The organism is Bordetella sp. FB-8 (assembly GCF_000382185.1).
Classification (GTDB): Bacteria; Pseudomonadota; Gammaproteobacteria; order Burkholderiales; family Burkholderiaceae_B; genus Bordetella.
Genome location: NZ_KB907784.1, coordinates 558,759 through 573,109 on the forward strand (window position 1 = coordinate 558,759; position 14,351 = coordinate 573,109).

The following is a 14,351-nucleotide window of genomic DNA, read 5'->3' on the forward strand; positions in this document are numbered from 1 at the left end:
ATTCTTAAAAAGCGTATTGTTGGCGTCCCGCCGCAGGCCTATAGTCTTCACCCGTAGATATACGGGGCTGAATTCATGGTAGACGTACTGGTCATCGGCGGAGGCAATGCCGCGCTGTGCGCCGCGCTTATGGCCCGCGAGGCAGGCGCCAGCGTGCTGATCCTGGAAGCCGCGCCCAGGCCGTGGCGCGGCGGCAATTCGCAGCACACCCGCAATCTGCGCTGCATGCACGATGCCCCGCAGGACGTGCTGGTCGAAGCCTACCCCGAGGAAGAGTTCTGGCAGGACCTGCTCAAAGTCACCGGCGGCATCACTGATGAACACCTGGCGCGCCTGGTCATCCGCGCCTCGTCCAGCTGCCGCGACTGGATGCGCAAGCACGGCGTGAATTTCCAGCCGCCTCTGTCGGGCGCGCTGCACGTGGCGCGCACCAACGCCTTCTTCATGGGCGGCGGCAAGGCCCTGATCAACGCCTATTACCGCAGCGCCGAGCAGCTCGGCGTACAGGTGCGCTACGACGCTCCGGTCGCATCGCTCGATTTGCGCGACGGCCGTTTTCTTGCCGCGCGCCTGGCCAACGGCGAGCGTGTCCAGGCGCGCGCCTGCGTATTGGCCGCGGGCGGCTTCGAATCGAACCTCGAATGGCTGCGACAGGCCTGGGGCCAGAACGAGCGTGGCGAATGGCCGGCCGACAACTTCCTGATCCGCGGCACGCGCTTTAACCAGGGCGTGCTGCTCAAATTCATGATGGACGCCGGCGCCGACGTCATCGGCGACCCTTCGCAATCGCACTGCGTGGCCATCGACGCACGCGCGCCGCTGTACGACGGCGGCATCTGCACCCGCATCGACTGCGTTTCGCTGGGCGTGGTGCTCAACCGCGACGCCGAGCGCTTCTACGACGAGGGCGAAGACTTCTGGCCCAAGCGCTATGCCATCTGGGGACGCCTGACGGCCATGCAGCCCGGCCAGATCGCCTACTCGATCATCGATGCCAAGGCCGTGGGCCGTTTCATGCCGCCGGTCTTTCCCGGCACGCAGGCCGAAACCCTGCCGGAGCTGGCCCGCAAACTCGGGCTGGACGAAGCGCGCTTCATGCAAACCCTGACTGCATACAACGCCGCCTGCCGCGTCGGCACCTTCGACCACACGGCCCTGGACGACTGCCATACCGAAGGCGTCGCGCCCGCCAAAACGCACTGGGCGCGCCCCATCGACACCGCCCCCTTCTTTGGCTACCCCCTGCGCCCCGGCATCACCTTCACCTACCTGAGTCTGAAGGTGGACGAGACGGCGGCGGTGCGTTTTAACGACAAGCCCAGCGACAACCTCTTCGTGGCCGGCGAAATGATGGCCGGCAACGTGCTGGGCAAGGGCTATACGGCGGGAGTCGGGATGTCGATCGGCACCGCCTTCGGCCGCATCGCCGGCACAGGCGCCGCGGCCGCGGCCAGGCAGCAGCAGCAGCAACAGGGAGTCTGAGATGACCGAACTCGAAACGCTGGCAAAACAGGCGCAGGCCCAGGTCCGCGGCCCCGTCCCCGCGGCCTTGACCGAAAACGAGGGCGAAGTCGCCCGCGTCATGCAGATCTGCAATGCCTGCCGCTATTGCGAAGGCTTTTGCGCGGTGTTCCCCGCCATGACGCGGCGGCTGGAATTTCACAAGGCCGACATCGACTACCTGGCCAACCTCTGCCATAACTGCGGCGCCTGCCTGCACGCCTGCCAGTACGCCCCGCCACACGAATTCGGCGTGAACGTGCCGCGAGCCATGGCCAAGGTGCGCGTGCAGACCTACAGCGACTATGCGTGGCCAGCCGGGTTGGGCGCGCTGTACAAGCGCAACGGCCTGACGCTCGCGGTGGCGCTGGCCGCCGGCCTGGCGCTGTTTCTGGCCATGCTCAAGCGTGTGCAGGGCGAACTGTTCCGTGACTCGCAGCCAAGCAATTTCTACGCCGTGTTCGCGCACAACACCCTGGCGCTGATGTTCGGCGCGGTCTTTCTCCTGGCCGTGTTCGCACTGGGCAAGGGCGTGACGCGGTTCTGGCGCGAGGTCAGCCCGGGCGCGGCCACCGGCCCCGCGGTGGCCGAGGCCACCCACGACGCCCTGCGCCTGAAATACCTGGACGGCGGCCACGGCAAGGGCTGCAACAACGAGGACGATGCCTTCACGCTCAAGCGCCGCCGCTGCCACCACCTGACCTTCTACGGCTTCATGCTGTGCTTTGCCTCGACCTGCGTAGCCACGATCTACCACTACTTCCTCGGCCTGGAGGCGCCCTACCCCGTGACCAGCATTCCCGTGCTGCTGGGGTCGATCGGCGGTATCGGGCTGGTGCTCGGCACGACAGGCCTCTGGCGCCTGAACCTGCGGCGCGCGCCCGAGCAGGGCGACACGGCCCAGCGCCCCATGGACCGCGGCTTCATCGCCCTGCTGTTCCTGGTGGCGCTGACCGGGCTGCTGCTGCTGCTGCTGCGCGATACCGGCGCCATGGGGCTCATGCTGGCGCTGCACCTGGGCTGCGTCATGGCCCTGTTCCTCACCCTGCCTTACGGCAAGTTCGCCCACGGCGTCTACCGCAGCGCGGCCCTCTTGAAATGGGCCATCGAAAAGCGCCAACCGAACAAGCTGCAGCTGGGATCCGATTGACACCCTCAAAAACCAAGCACGGAGACAACACGCATGAAAAAACCGCTACGCACCCTCATCGCCGGCCTGGCGGCCGGTCTGAGCCTGGGTTGGGCCGCATCCAGCCAGGCGGCGGCCTGGCCCGATCATGTCATCACACTGGTCGTGCCCTTTCCCCCGGGCGGCACCACCGACATGGTCGCCCGACCGCTGGCCCAGCAAATGAGCAAGCTGCTGGGACAACCCGTGGTGGTCGACAACCGGGCCGGCGCCGGCGGCACCATCGGCGCGGGCTATGTGGCGCGCGCCAAGCCGGATGGCTACACCCTCTTTCTGGCTACCATCGCCCACACCATCGCGCCGTCGATCTATAAGAACCTGCCCTACGACTTCATCAAGGATTTCGCCCCGATCACGACGGTGGCCTCGTGCCCGAACGTGCTCATCGTCAATCCGAAGGTGCCGGTCCATTCGGTCACCGAGCTGATCCAATACGCCAAGGCCCACCCTGGCCAGCTCAATTTCGGCTCGGCCGGCATAGGCAGCACGGAACACCTGGCCGGAGAGCTCTTCAAGCGCATGGCCGGCATCCAGATCAATCACGTCCCCTACAAGGGCGGCGCGCCCATGATGACCGACCTGATGTCCGGCCAGATCCAGATGTCGCTCGAGACCAGCGGCTCGGCGCTGACCCAGATCCGCGCCAACACCGTCAGGGCGCTGGGCGTATCCAGCCCCAAACCCAGCGTCTATCTGCCCGGCGTCCCCGCAATCGACCAGGCCGGGCTGCCCGGCTACACATTCCAGACCTGGTACGGCCTGATGGCCCCTGTGAATACGCCCAAGGACGTGCAGGCCAAGCTTTACGCCACCGTCGTCAAGGCGCTGGAATCGCCCGAGATGAAAAAGGCCATGAAGTCCATCGGCGCCGATCCCGGCGGCGAACCTTCCAAGCAGTTCGGCGCCTACATCGTCGAGCAGACCAAGAAGTGGCACGACATCCTGCAGGCCGGGAAATAAGACCTGTCCGGCCGGACGATGCCTGCGGCCGCGGGCCAGGCAAGACAATGCGATCCTTGCCTGGACCACGCATCCGTGTCAGCGGAACGCCAGCATCAGATCCAGATTCTGCACCGCGGCCCCCGAGGCCCCCTTGCCCAGGTTGTCGAACACGGCCGCCAGCACTGCCTGGCCGTGTTCGGCGTTGTGAAATACGCCCAGCCACATATCGTTGGTGCCGTTGAGGACCTCGGGATCAAGGCTGCCGATGACGCTGGTCTGGTCCAACGGCAGCACCTGCACGTGGCGCGAGCCGGCGTAGTGGCGGTCCAAGCAGGCGTGCAGGGCTGCGGCATCCGCGCCCAGCGACACCAAATCCAGCGGTACCGTCAGCACGATGCCTTGCCGGTATGCGCCGTAGGACGGCACGAAGAAAGGCCGGCGCGACAGCCCGATATGCGCCTGCATCTCGGGCACATGCTTGTGCGCCAGACCCAGGCCATAGACCTGGAAGGCAGGCGCCGTCGCCGCGTCCGGGCCTTCGTATTGCTCGACGCCGGCGCGGCCGCCGCCCGAATAGCCCGACACCGCGTGCACGGCCACCGGATAATCGTCGGGTAGCAGACCGGCCTCGCGCAAGGGCCGCAGCAGGCCGATCGCGCCCGTGGGATAGCAGCCGGGGTTCGTCACGCGCCTGGCCGCCGCGACGCGTTCGCCCTGCCCTTGCGTCATCTCGGGAAAACCGTAGACCCAGCCCGGTGTGGTGCGATGCGCCGAGCTGGCGTCGATGACGCGCACAGCCGGGTTGACGACCGACTGCGCGGCCTCCCGCGCCGCGGCATCGGGCAAGCACAGTAGGGCGATGTCGCAATCGTTGATGGCCGCGGCGCGGCGTTCGGCGTTCTTGCGCTCGGCCGCGGCGAGGGTGGCGACGCGGATATCCGCGCGCCCCCTCAGGCGCTCGTGGATCTGCAGGCCAGTGGTGCCCTGGTCGCCGTCGATGAAGACTGTAGGTAAGGACATGATGATTCCCGGCTCCCGATGTGAAATTCGCGAGTCGCCATCTTCGGTCCAGCGCCAGGATATGAAAAGTTGAATCTTATGACTTCATGATTCAGTTTTCATGAATCAGAAAGCCGTTACGACTTCCACCGGGGCGGGCGCTTTTCCATGAAGGCGTCGATACCCTCGCAGGCATCCTGCTCCATCATGTTGTTCGCCATGACCTCGCCTGCGTAGGCGTAGGCATCGGCCAGCGCCATCTGCTTCTGCTTGTAGAACATGGCCTTGCCCAGGCGTATGGCCGCGGGGCTCTTGATGAGGATCTCGGCTGTCTTGCGTGTCACGGCCTCATCCAGTTTGTCGTCGGGCACCGCTTCGTTGACCAGGCCCCAGTCCGCCGCCGTGGCCGCGTCGATAAAGCGCCCGGTCACCAGCATGTCGAAGGCCCGCTTGGACGAGACATTGCGCGACAGGGCCACGGCCGGGGTCGAGCAGAACAGCCCCACATTGATGCCCGAGACGGCAAAGCGCGCCGATTGCGCGGCGATCGCCAGGTCGCAACTGGCCACGAGTTGACAGCCCGCGGCCGTGGCCACGCCGTGGACGCGGGCGATCACGGGTATGGGCAAGGCCTGGATCGCCTGCATCACGCGGCCGCACTTGGCGAAAAGCTCCTGGTAGTAGACAAACTGAGGCCTGCCGCGCATCTCGCGCAAATCGTGTCCGGCGCAAAATGCCTTGCCGGCGCCCGACAGCACAACGCAGCGCGCCTGCGCATCCATGCTGATCGCGGCCAATTCGCGCTGCAAGGCATCGAGCAGCGCGTCGGACAGCGCATTGAATTGCTGCGGACGATTCAACTGCAGCACCACGACGCCGTCCATGTCTTGCCTGAGCAGAAGAGAAGAGGAGATATTTTTATTCATGATCGTGCCCTCCGCAAAAAAGACCAACCCATTGGGTCCAAGGTTAAAGTAATCAAGCTCAAGCATACGTATAAAAACGGATAAAAGACGTAAAAAGCCAATGCGTGAAATCAGCCTGGATCGCCTGCGCACCTTGGTCAGCATCGCCGACCACGGCTCTTTCGCCGAGGCGGCGCGCCTGTTGCACCTGGCCCCGCCCACCGTCAGCCTGCACATTGCCGAACTCGAAGCCCGCGTCGGCGCGCCCCTGCTGACACGCAAGCGCGGCCAGGTGCGGCCCACGGCTATCGGCGAGGCGCTCATCGCGCGCGCGCGGCGGCTGCTGATCGACGCCGACCAGGCGCTGGACGACGTGCACCGTCAGGTGCAGGGCCTCTCGGGCCGCGTGCGGCTGGGCGCATCCACCGGCGCCATCGCCCATCTGCTGCCCCAGGCTCTGGAGACGCTCAGGCGCGACCACCCCGGCATCGACGTACAGGTCGCCGTGCTCACTTCGCAGGACACGCTGTCCGGACTGCGCCAGGGCCTGCTCGATGTCGGGCTGATCGCGATGCCCCAGCCGCCCGTGGCCGGGCTGCGCATCCAGGCCTGGCGACGCGATCCGGTCATGGCTTTCCTGCCGGCGCACTGGTCCGGCCCCGCGCGCGTCACACCGCGCTGGCTGGCGCGGCAGCCGCTCATTCTCAACGACGCCAGCACCCGGCTTTCGCGCCAGACCCTGGAATGGTTCGCCGCGGCGGGCGTGCATCCCGAGCCGCGCATCGAGCTCAACTACAACGACGCCATCAAGAGCCTGGTGGCGGCCGGCTACGGCGCCGCCCTACTGCCGCACGAGGCGGCCGCGCCCGAACCCGGGGCGCGCATCGCCATGCGCCCGCTACGCCCGGCGCTGTGGCGCCAGTTGGGCATCGCCCACCGCGCGGGCGACATCGAGCAGACCACGCGGCACGTGCTCGATGTGCTGCGCGGCATGGCCGCGCAATAGGAAAAAGCCCCCACGCGGCGCCTTCGGCTTGCTGCCCCCAAAGGGAGCCGTTTTGCCTTGGAACAGCGCTGCGGCAAAAAGTCCGGCAAGTTTTTCTTGCTACCATTGACGATCATTCCCGTCTGCAAGGAAGATCATCATGCGTCTGCTGCACACCATGCTGCGCGTCGGCAACCTCGACAACTCCATCGACTTCTACACCCAGGTCCTGGGCATGCGCGTCCTGCGCCGCAACGACTATCCGGACGGCAAATTCACCCTGGCCTTCGTCGGCTACCAGGAGGAAAGCGACGGCGCCGTCATCGAACTCACCCACAACTGGGATACCGAGAAGTACGATCTGGGCACGGGCTACGGCCACATCGCCCTGGAAGTCGAGGATGCCTACGACGCCTGCGCCAAGGTCAAGGACCGCGGCGGCAAGGTCACACGCGAGGCCGGCCCCATGAAGCACGGCACCACCGTCATCGCCTTTGTCGAAGACCCCGACGGCTACAAGATCGAATTCATCCAGCGCAAGGGGCGCCAGGCCTGAATCAGCCGCGCCAAGAGATCCCGCCCATGATCCATCCCATCCTCAAAATGGGCGATCCGCGCCTGCTGCGCGTGGCCGCCCCCGTCGCCAACTTCGGCACGCCCGATCTCGACCGGTTGATCGCCGACATGTTCGAAACCATGGTCGCGGCCCACGGCGTGGGCCTGGCCGCGCCGCAGATCGGCGTGGACACGCAGCTGGTGATTTTCGGTTTCGAGCATAACGAGCGCTACCCCGATGCGCCGGCCGTACCGCTCACCGTGCTGTGCAATCCGGTCATCACGCCCCTGTCTGACGATATGGAAGACGGCTGGGAAGGCTGTCTTTCCGTACCCGGCATGCGCGGCGAGGTGCCGCGCTACAGCCGTATTCACTACAGCGGCTTCGACCCCGAGGGCAAGCCCATCGAGCGCGAGGCCGAGGGCTTTCATGCGCGCGTGGTGCAGCACGAGTGCGATCACCTGATCGGCCGCCTCTATCCCTCGCGCATTCGCGACTTCTCGCACTTTGGCTTCACCGAAGTGCTGTTTCCCGAGATGGACCCCAACAGCGACGATTGACCGAACAGGGAGATTCCATGCGCAAGCCGGACTATCCCGCTGCCGATTCTGCACGCTGGAGCGCAGTCGACGGCTATTTCGCGGGTCTGCTCGCACCGGACGACTCGGCGCTGGCCGATGCACTGGCGACCAACACCCGGGCCGGTCTTCCCGCGTATGACGTTTCCGCCTTGCAGGGCCAGATGCTGGCGCTGCTTGTACAGATCGCGGGCGCCAGGCGCGTCCTGGAGATAGGGACGCTGGGCGGGTACAGCACCCTGCGCATCGCCCGTGCCTTGCCGGCCGACGGCAAGGTCCTCACCATCGAAGCGGATCAGCACCACGCTGCGGTCGCCCGGGAAAACTTCGACCGAGCGGGGCTATCCGGCCGCATAGACCTGCGCATCGGCAAGGCGCTCGATGTCTTGCCCACGCTGCGCGGCCCCTACGATCTGATCTTCATCGACGCGGACAAGCCGAACAATCCCCATTACATCGAATGGGCGCTCAGGCTGTCGCGGCCGGGTACGGTGATCCTCGGCGACAACGTGGTGCGCGGCGGCGCGGTAGCCGATGCGGGCAGCACCGACCCCGCCGTCCAGGGTGTGCGCGGTTTCCTGGACTTTATTGCGCACGAGCCGCGCCTGACGGCAACCGCCATCCAGACGGTCGGCGAGAAAGGCTGGGACGGCTTCGTGCTGGCACGCGTGCTCGCCTGACGCGAGCGCGCCTATTTCTTGGGTTCGGGCAGGTAGGGAATGATGGCGTGCGCGATATTGGGTACGGCCAGGCTTTGCAGCCATACCTTGCCGGGCCCCGTCAGGTTGGCCACGAACAGCCCGTCGCCGCCGAAGAGCACGTTCTTGATGCCCTTCATCAGCGTCATGTCGAAACCCACGCTGGCTTCGAACATACCTATATGGCCTGGATGCACGCGCAGCGACTGGCCCGGCGCCAGATCGTAGAAAACCACGTCGCCGCCCAGCTCCACCCAGGCATGGCCGCTGCCGCTCAGCTTTTGCATGATGAAACCTTCCCCGCCGAAAATGCCGGCGCCCAGCGATCTCTGAAAGCCTATCGCCAGCTCCACGTTCTGCGTGGCGCACAGAAAGCCATGGCGATGCACCATGTAATTGGACTGCGGATTCAACTCGACCTGGACGATCTGGCCGGGCATCTTGGAGGCGAAAGCGACCATGCCCTCGCCCGAGGACACTTCGTAGGTATTGAGAAATAGCCCGCCGCCCGACAAGGCGCGCCCGATCGCGCCGAAAATGCCCTTGGAGCCGCCGGCTCCCATCTTGGTCTGCAGCGCGACGTTGGAGGACATCCAGGAGAACTGCGCAGGCTCGGAGATGATCTGCTCGCCCGGCCCGAAAGTCAGTTGCAGAACCGGCATGGTATTGCCGGAGATTTCGGCTTGCATGGCTACTCCTTTCAAAACGGATGAGGCGATACGTGTCGCCGGTGCCAGCATGTATCATCGAACCGCGCTGCCCTTACCGGCGCTTTCCGCCCTTATAACGTACTCTGAAGACGCAGCCGTGAAAATCGTCATCGCCCCCGATTCGTTCAAGGAAAGCCTGTCCGCGCCCGACGTGGCGCAAGCCATTGCGCAGGGCGTGCTGCGCGCCGCGCCGCAAGCGCAGGTCGTCTGCGTGCCCATGGCCGATGGCGGCGAAGGTACGGTACAGGCCGTGCTGGCCGCCACCGGAGGACAGTGGCGCGAAACCGAGGTGCGCGGCGCGCTGGGCGAACCGCGCAGGGCCGGCTGGGGCTGGCTGGGCGCGGGCAGCGCCGTCATCGAAATGGCCGCGGCCGCCGGCCTGGAACTCATTGCACCCGGTGAGCGCCAGCCTTTGCGCGCCAGCAGCTATGGCGTGGGCCAGCTGGTGCGCGCCGCGCTCGACGCGGGCGCCACCCGCATCATCCTGGGCCTGGGCGGCTCCTGCACCAACGACGGCGGCGCCGGCATGCTCTGGGCGTTGGGCGCGCGTCTGCTCGATGCGCAGGGCCGCGCGCTTGCCGACGGCGGCGGCGCGCTGGGCGCGCTGGCCTCGGTGGACCTGTCCGGCCTGGATCCGCGCCTGAAGCAGACGCGCCTGGACGTTGCCTGCGATGTCGACAATCCGCTGTGCGGCCCCAAGGGCGCCGCGCACATCTTCGGGCCGCAGAAGGGCGCCACGCCCGAGCAGGTGCTCGAGCTCGACCGCAATCTGTCGCACTACGCCGATGTCTGCTCGCGTCATGTGCCGCGCAATGCGCGCGACCTGCCCGGCGCGGGTGCGGCCGGAGGGCTGGGCTATGCGGCGCTGGCCTTTCTCGGGGCGCGCTTTCATCCCGGCGTGGCGCTGGTGGCCGAGATCAGCGGCCTGGAGCAGGCCCTGCAAGGCGCGGCCCTGGCCTATACCGGCGAAGGCCGCATGGATGCCCAGACCCTGCATGGCAAGACGCCTGCCGGCGTAGCCCGTATCGCGCACAAGCTGGGGGTGCCCGTGGTGGCCCTGGCCGGCTCGCTGGGCGAAGGCTACGAAGCCCTGCACAACATCGGCATCACCGCCGCCTTCAGCCTGGCCGGCGGCCCGATGAGCCTGGCCGAGGCCGTCAGGCAGGCGCCCACGCTCCTGGCCCAGCGCGCCTGCGATGCGACGCGGCTGTGGCTGGCGGCGGGCAAGCGTCGGCTCTAGTCTTGCCGGCCGGCGATGCCGTCAATGGCGCGCGCTTTAAACCGCCGCGCGCATCCTCGATATTTTCATAAAGAGAAGGCTTTGCCATGACGTCTTGCGTGCTCCCCCGTCTTTCCGATTCACTGGCCGGCCTGCGCATCGACGGCGCGCGCCTGTGGGACAGCCTGATGCGCCTGGCCCGGATCGGGGCCACGGAAAAAGGCGGCGTCTGCCGACTGGCGCTGACCGACTTGGATCGGCAGGGGCGCGATCTGGTCTGCGCCTGGGCGCGCGATATCGGCTGCACGGTGCGCATCGATGCCATCGGCAACATCTTCATGCGCCGCGCGGGCCGGCGCGAGGACCTGCCGCCGGTCATGACCGGCAGCCATATCGACACCCAGCCCACCGGCGGCAAATTCGACGGCAACTACGGCGTGCTGGCGGGCATCGAGGTACTGCGCACGCTGCAGGACCACGGCCTGGTCACCGAGGCGCCGCTCGAAGTGGTCGTATGGACCAATGAGGAAGGCTCGCGCTTCGTGCCGGTCATGATGGGTTCGGGCGTCTATGCCGGCGCCTTCACCCTGGAGCACGCGCTGTCGCAACGCGATCATGCCGGCATCCGCGTGGGCGACGCGCTGGCCGAGATCGGCTACGCCGGCCACGCCATGCAGACGCCCCATGTCCGCGCCTACTTCGAGGCCCACATCGAACAGGGACCCATACTGGAGGCGCGCCAGGCGGTGATCGGCTCGGTCACCGGCGCGCTGGGCCAGCGCTGGTACGACGTGACCATTACGGGCATGGAGGCCCATGCCGGCCCCACGCCGATGGACCTGCGCCAGGACGCGCTGCTGGCAGGCGCCGAGATCATCCGCCTGGTCAACCGCGTCGCGCTCGAGCACGGCGCGGACAGCCGCGGCACCGTGGGCTGGATCGAGAACCGCCCCAATTCGCGCAACGTGATCCCGGGTACCGTCAGGCTCAGCGCGGATCTGCGCGCCGCCGACGACGCCACGCTCGCCAGCATGGACCGCGCCCTGCGCGCAGGCTGTGCGGCGCTGAGCGCAAAGGTGCGCATCGCAGTCGAGCAGGTGGTGTACTTCCCGCCGCAGCCCTTCGATCCTGCGCTGGTGGAGGCCGTTCGGGAAAGCGCCGGGCAGCTCGGTCTACAGGCGCTGGACATCGTCAGCGGCGCCGGCCACGACGCGGTCTACATGGCCGCGGTCGCCCCCACCGCCATGCTCTTCGTGCCCTGCAAGGACGGCATCAGCCACAACGAGATCGAAGATGCCCGGCCCGAACATCTGGAAGCCGGCTGCAACGTATTGCTGCAAGCCATGCTGCGGGCAGCCGGCGCCCCGGAGGGGCAGGCATGAAAGTCCTGATCGCGCGCATGAACCACGAAACCAACACCTTCTCGCCGGTCCCCACGCCGCTGGCCGCCTTCGGCCCCCTCTACGGTGAAGACGCCTACCGCGACAACCGCGACGGCAGCACGGCCATGTCGGCCTTCATCGATCTGGCCGAGGCGCGCGGCGCCGAGCTGGTCACGCCGCTGTCGGCCTGGGCCAATCCGAGCGGCCCCGTGCACGCAGGCGCCTATGACGCGATGTGCCGCTGCATTCTCGAGGCCATCCCGGGCTGCGAGGCCATCTTCCTGGACCTGCATGGCGCCATGGTCGCGGAAAACAGCGACGACGGCGAGGGCGACCTGCTGGCCAAGGTGCGCGCGGCCGCGCCGGGCGTACCCATCGCCGTGGCCCTGGACCTGCACGGCAATGTCACGCAGACGATGGTCGACAACGCCGATGTCATCTTCAGCTTCAAGACCTATCCGCACGTCGACATGTATGAGACGGGCGAACATGCGGGCCGGCTGCTGTGGGACATGATCGACGGCCGGATCCGGCCGGTGATGGCCTGGCGCATCCTGCCGCTGATGACCTCCACCTTGCGCTCGGCCACTGCCGCGGGTGCGATGCGGGACGCCGTGGACCATGCGCGCCAAGCCCAGGAAGCCGGCGCGCTGGGCGTTTCCATCCTGGCCGGCTTCGGGCTGGCCGACATCCCGCGCCCCTGCCTGAGCGTGGTCGTAATCGCCGACGGCGACCGCCAGCAGGCAGAGCGCATCGCCGCCGACATCGCGGCGCGGATGTGGTCGCAGCGCGAGGGCTTCGTCTATCGCAGCGAACCGCTGGCGCATTCGCTGGCGCGCGCCCAGGCCATGGCGCTGCAGGCCGACAAGCCCATACTGCTGCTGGACCACGGCGACAATTGCAATTCCGGCGGCACCTGCGACACCACCGGGGTTCTGGAACAAGCCCTGGCCCTGGGCATGGACGGCATCATGGCCGGCCTGCTGTGCGATCCCGATGCGGTGCAGGCGCTGGCGCTGGCGGGAGTGGGCGCGACCGTTACCCTGCCGATCGGCAACAAGCGTTCGCTCGCGGCGCTGGGCATGCATGCCCGTCCGCTGACCGTGACCGGCACCGTGCGCGCCGTCAGCGACGGCCGCTATACCATTGCCGGCCCGACCTACACCGGCAAAGCCATGAACATGGGCCGCAGCGCTGTGCTCGATATCGGCGCGGCCCGGATCGTGCTCACCAGCCAGACGCACGAACCCTGGGACCTGGGTGTCTTCGAAAGCCTGGGCCTGGACCCGCGGGCCGCGCGCTATCTGCTGCTCAAATCGCGTATGTACTGCCGACCGGTGTTTGTGCCGATCTGCGGCGGTCTGGTCGAATGCGACAGCCCGGGCGCAACGACTTCGAACCTGGCGGTCTACCCGTTCCGCAAGCGCGTGCGACCTATGTACCCGCTGGAAGATGCCGGCTGCGACGCGGGCGCGGCGCCGGCCTGTGCCTGACCGAACCCGACGTGGCCCCAATGCCGGTTCGCGCGCAGACGGCCTAGAAAAACCCGGTCAGCAGCCCGATTGCAGCGCCGCCGAACAGCACCCACAGCGGGTGCACTTTCCTGGCCAGCACCGATACCAAGGCCGCCGCCACCACGATGCAGCCCAGGATGAAACTATTCGCGGCCACCTTGGTGATCAGCCAGGCGCTGGCAACGACCAGGCCGGCCGTCACCGGCATCAGCGCCGTCTGCAGCACGACGCGCCAGGGCCGGTCCTTGAACCGTACCCACAACCCCATCACGATCATGGTGATGAAGTACGAAGGCATGAACATGCCGACGGTCGACGCCAGCAGCCCCGGCAGTCCCGCGATATGCCAGCCCAGCAGCGCCACGATCATCATGTTCGGCCCGGGGGCGGCCTGACTGAGCGCGAACAGCGCGTTGAAATCGGCCGCCGTCATCCAGTGATGCACCGAAACGACCTGGCGCTGCATCTCGGGCAGGACGGTATTGCCGCCGCCGAAGGCCAGCACAGAAAGCTGCGCGAAGATCCCGAACAGGGTTGCCAGTATGCCGGTCATTTGCGCCGCCTCCAGGCCACCAGCGCGGTGCTCGCCAACGTAAGGCCCGCCATGCCGTAGAGCAGGGGGAACCGTGCGAGCGCGATCACCACAAAGCTCAGGCACGCCATCGCCACGGCCGGTTTGTCGCGGAAAAGCGGCCTGGCGACCTTGACGCCCATGGCGATCATCAGGCCCGAGGCCGCGGCGGCCAGGCCGGCAAACAGATGCTGCACGTAGACATCGTTGCGAAAGTGGTCGTAGATGATGCCCAGCAGGACCACCACGATCGTGGGCACCGCGATCATCCCCAGCAGCGCCGCCAGAGCGCCCCGGGGGCCGCGGAACTTCATGCCCACCGCGACCGACATATTGATGATGTTGCCGCCCGGCAGGAACTGGCACAGCCCGAGCAGCTCGGCATACTCTTCGCCGCTGAGCCAGCCTTCGCGCTCGACCAACATGCGGCGGGACAAGGGCAGCGCACCGCCGAACGAGATCATGCCCAGGCGCAAGAAACCCATGAAAAGTTCACGGCGGGTGGGCCGGCGCGCAGAATCCGGCGCGGCGGATGCAACAAGAGAAGTCATGGAGTACGCCCTGGCTGTATTCGGGTTTAGACGAACCGGCACCAGCCTACTC

15 protein-coding genes are annotated in these 14,351 nt (G+C 66.9%); 10 read left to right on the forward strand and 5 right to left on the reverse strand.

Annotation, left to right across the window (positions count from 1 at the left end; all coding sequences use genetic code 11):
* The first annotated feature begins 75 nt into the window (after window positions 1–75).
* The 3 genes from tcuA to H143_RS0102760 are packed head-to-tail and all read left to right on the forward strand — an operon-like array spanning window position 76 to window position 3,649.
* Entirely contained in the window at window positions 76–1,482 is a 1,407-nt protein-coding gene (gene tcuA, locus H143_RS0102750; protein WP_019936696.1) for an FAD-dependent tricarballylate dehydrogenase TcuA, read from the forward strand.
* Between the two features lies 1 nt (window position 1,483).
* Window positions 1,484–2,650, forward strand: coding sequence for a tricarballylate utilization 4Fe-4S protein TcuB (tcuB, locus tag H143_RS0102755; RefSeq protein ID WP_019936697.1), 1,167 nt, complete (start codon window positions 1,484–1,486; stop codon window positions 2,648–2,650).
* Between the two features lie 33 nt (window positions 2,651–2,683).
* Entirely contained in the window at window positions 2,684–3,649 is a 966-nt protein-coding gene (locus H143_RS0102760; protein WP_019936698.1) for a tripartite tricarboxylate transporter substrate binding protein, read from the forward strand.
* A gap of 78 nt (window positions 3,650–3,727) precedes the next feature.
* On the opposite strand, the gene argC is transcribed toward H143_RS0102760, so the two are convergent.
* Entirely contained in the window at window positions 3,728–4,651 is a 924-nt protein-coding gene (gene argC / locus H143_RS0102765; protein WP_019936699.1) for an N-acetyl-gamma-glutamyl-phosphate reductase, read from the reverse strand.
* A 116-nt stretch (window positions 4,652–4,767) separates the two neighbouring features.
* On the reverse strand, window positions 4,768–5,556 hold the full coding sequence (locus tag H143_RS0102770) for an enoyl-CoA hydratase (protein WP_026349653.1): 789 nt from the start codon (window positions 5,554–5,556) through the stop codon (window positions 4,768–4,770).
* A 100-nt stretch (window positions 5,557–5,656) separates the two neighbouring features.
* On the opposite strand from H143_RS0102770, the gene H143_RS0102775 reads away from it, so the two are divergent.
* The 4 genes from H143_RS0102775 (at window position 5,657) to H143_RS0102790 (ending at window position 8,334) form a co-directional block, all read left to right on the forward strand.
* On the forward strand, window positions 5,657–6,541 hold the full coding sequence (locus H143_RS0102775; RefSeq protein ID WP_019936701.1) for a LysR family transcriptional regulator: 885 nt from the start codon (window positions 5,657–5,659) through the stop codon (window positions 6,539–6,541).
* A 139-nt stretch (window positions 6,542–6,680) separates the two neighbouring features.
* The gene (gene gloA / locus H143_RS0102780; protein ID WP_019936702.1) at window positions 6,681–7,076 is read left to right on the forward strand and encodes a lactoylglutathione lyase; all 396 of its coding nucleotides are present in this window, start codon (window positions 6,681–6,683) and stop codon (window positions 7,074–7,076) included.
* A 26-nt stretch (window positions 7,077–7,102) separates the two neighbouring features.
* The gene (gene def / locus H143_RS0102785; RefSeq protein WP_019936703.1) at window positions 7,103–7,636 is read left to right on the forward strand and encodes a peptide deformylase; all 534 of its coding nucleotides are present in this window, start codon (window positions 7,103–7,105) and stop codon (window positions 7,634–7,636) included.
* 17 nt (window positions 7,637–7,653) lie between these two features.
* Entirely contained in the window at window positions 7,654–8,334 is a 681-nt protein-coding gene (locus tag H143_RS0102790) for an O-methyltransferase (RefSeq protein ID WP_019936704.1), read from the forward strand.
* An 11-nt stretch (window positions 8,335–8,345) separates the two neighbouring features.
* On the opposite strand, the gene H143_RS0102795 is transcribed toward H143_RS0102790, so the two are convergent.
* Complete coding sequence (locus H143_RS0102795; RefSeq protein ID WP_019936705.1) at window positions 8,346–9,041, reverse strand: TIGR00266 family protein; 696 nt, start codon at window positions 9,039–9,041, stop codon at window positions 8,346–8,348.
* A 118-nt stretch (window positions 9,042–9,159) separates the two neighbouring features.
* On the opposite strand from H143_RS0102795, the gene H143_RS0102800 reads away from it, so the two are divergent.
* From H143_RS0102800 to H143_RS0102810, 3 genes are all read left to right on the forward strand, one after another.
* Window positions 9,160–10,302, forward strand: a complete 1,143-nt coding sequence (locus tag H143_RS0102800) for a glycerate kinase (RefSeq protein ID WP_019936706.1) — start codon at window positions 9,160–9,162, stop codon at window positions 10,300–10,302.
* Between the two features lie 86 nt (window positions 10,303–10,388).
* Window positions 10,389–11,663, forward strand: coding sequence for a Zn-dependent hydrolase (locus tag H143_RS0102805; protein ID WP_019936707.1), 1,275 nt, complete (start codon window positions 10,389–10,391; stop codon window positions 11,661–11,663).
* On the forward strand, window positions 11,660–13,156 hold the full coding sequence (locus tag H143_RS0102810; RefSeq protein ID WP_019936708.1) for a M81 family metallopeptidase: 1,497 nt from the start codon (window positions 11,660–11,662) through the stop codon (window positions 13,154–13,156). The genes H143_RS0102805 and H143_RS0102810 overlap by 4 nt, the downstream gene beginning before the upstream one ends.
* Window positions 13,157–13,199: 43 nt before the next feature.
* On the opposite strand, the gene H143_RS0102815 is transcribed toward H143_RS0102810, so the two are convergent.
* Both H143_RS0102815 and H143_RS0102820 read right to left on the reverse strand, forming a co-directional pair.
* Window positions 13,200–13,730, reverse strand: coding sequence for a chromate transporter (locus H143_RS0102815; protein ID WP_019936709.1), 531 nt, complete (start codon window positions 13,728–13,730; stop codon window positions 13,200–13,202).
* Window positions 13,727–14,299: a chromate transporter gene (locus H143_RS0102820; protein ID WP_026349654.1), complete on the reverse strand. Its 573-nt coding sequence runs from the start codon at window positions 14,297–14,299 to the stop codon at window positions 13,727–13,729. Before H143_RS0102820 ends, H143_RS0102815 begins: the two co-directional genes overlap by 4 nt.
* Window positions 14,300–14,351 lie beyond the last annotated feature (52 nt).

Bases quoted from the DNA above. Each gene is read 5' to 3' on its own strand.
- H143_RS0102810 (WP_019936708.1), top strand. From the start codon at position 11,660: ATGAAAGTCCTGATCGCGCGCATGAACCACGAAACCAACACCTTCTCG.
- H143_RS0102815 (WP_019936709.1), bottom strand. From the start codon at position 13,730: ATGACCGGCATACTGGCAACCCTGTTCGGGATCTTCGCGCAGCTTTCT.
- H143_RS0102805 (WP_019936707.1), top strand. From the start codon at position 10,389: ATGACGTCTTGCGTGCTCCCCCGTCTTTCCGATTCACTGGCCGGCCTG.
- H143_RS0102790 (WP_019936704.1), top strand. From the start codon at position 7,654: ATGCGCAAGCCGGACTATCCCGCTGCCGATTCTGCACGCTGGAGCGCA.
- H143_RS0102770 (WP_026349653.1), bottom strand. From the start codon at position 5,556: ATGAATAAAAATATCTCCTCTTCTCTTCTGCTCAGGCAAGACATGGAC.
- gloA (WP_019936702.1), top strand. From the start codon at position 6,681: ATGCGTCTGCTGCACACCATGCTGCGCGTCGGCAACCTCGACAACTCC.
- tcuA (WP_019936696.1), top strand. From the start codon at position 76: ATGGTAGACGTACTGGTCATCGGCGGAGGCAATGCCGCGCTGTGCGCC.
- tcuB (WP_019936697.1), top strand. From the start codon at position 1,484: ATGACCGAACTCGAAACGCTGGCAAAACAGGCGCAGGCCCAGGTCCGC.
- argC (WP_019936699.1), bottom strand. From the start codon at position 4,651: ATGTCCTTACCTACAGTCTTCATCGACGGCGACCAGGGCACCACTGGC.
- def (WP_019936703.1), top strand. From the start codon at position 7,103: ATGATCCATCCCATCCTCAAAATGGGCGATCCGCGCCTGCTGCGCGTG.
- H143_RS0102760 (WP_019936698.1), top strand. From the start codon at position 2,684: ATGAAAAAACCGCTACGCACCCTCATCGCCGGCCTGGCGGCCGGTCTG.
- H143_RS0102820 (WP_026349654.1), bottom strand. From the start codon at position 14,299: ATGACTTCTCTTGTTGCATCCGCCGCGCCGGATTCTGCGCGCCGGCCC.
- H143_RS0102775 (WP_019936701.1), top strand. From the start codon at position 5,657: ATGCGTGAAATCAGCCTGGATCGCCTGCGCACCTTGGTCAGCATCGCC.
- H143_RS0102795 (WP_019936705.1), bottom strand. From the start codon at position 9,041: ATGCAAGCCGAAATCTCCGGCAATACCATGCCGGTTCTGCAACTGACT.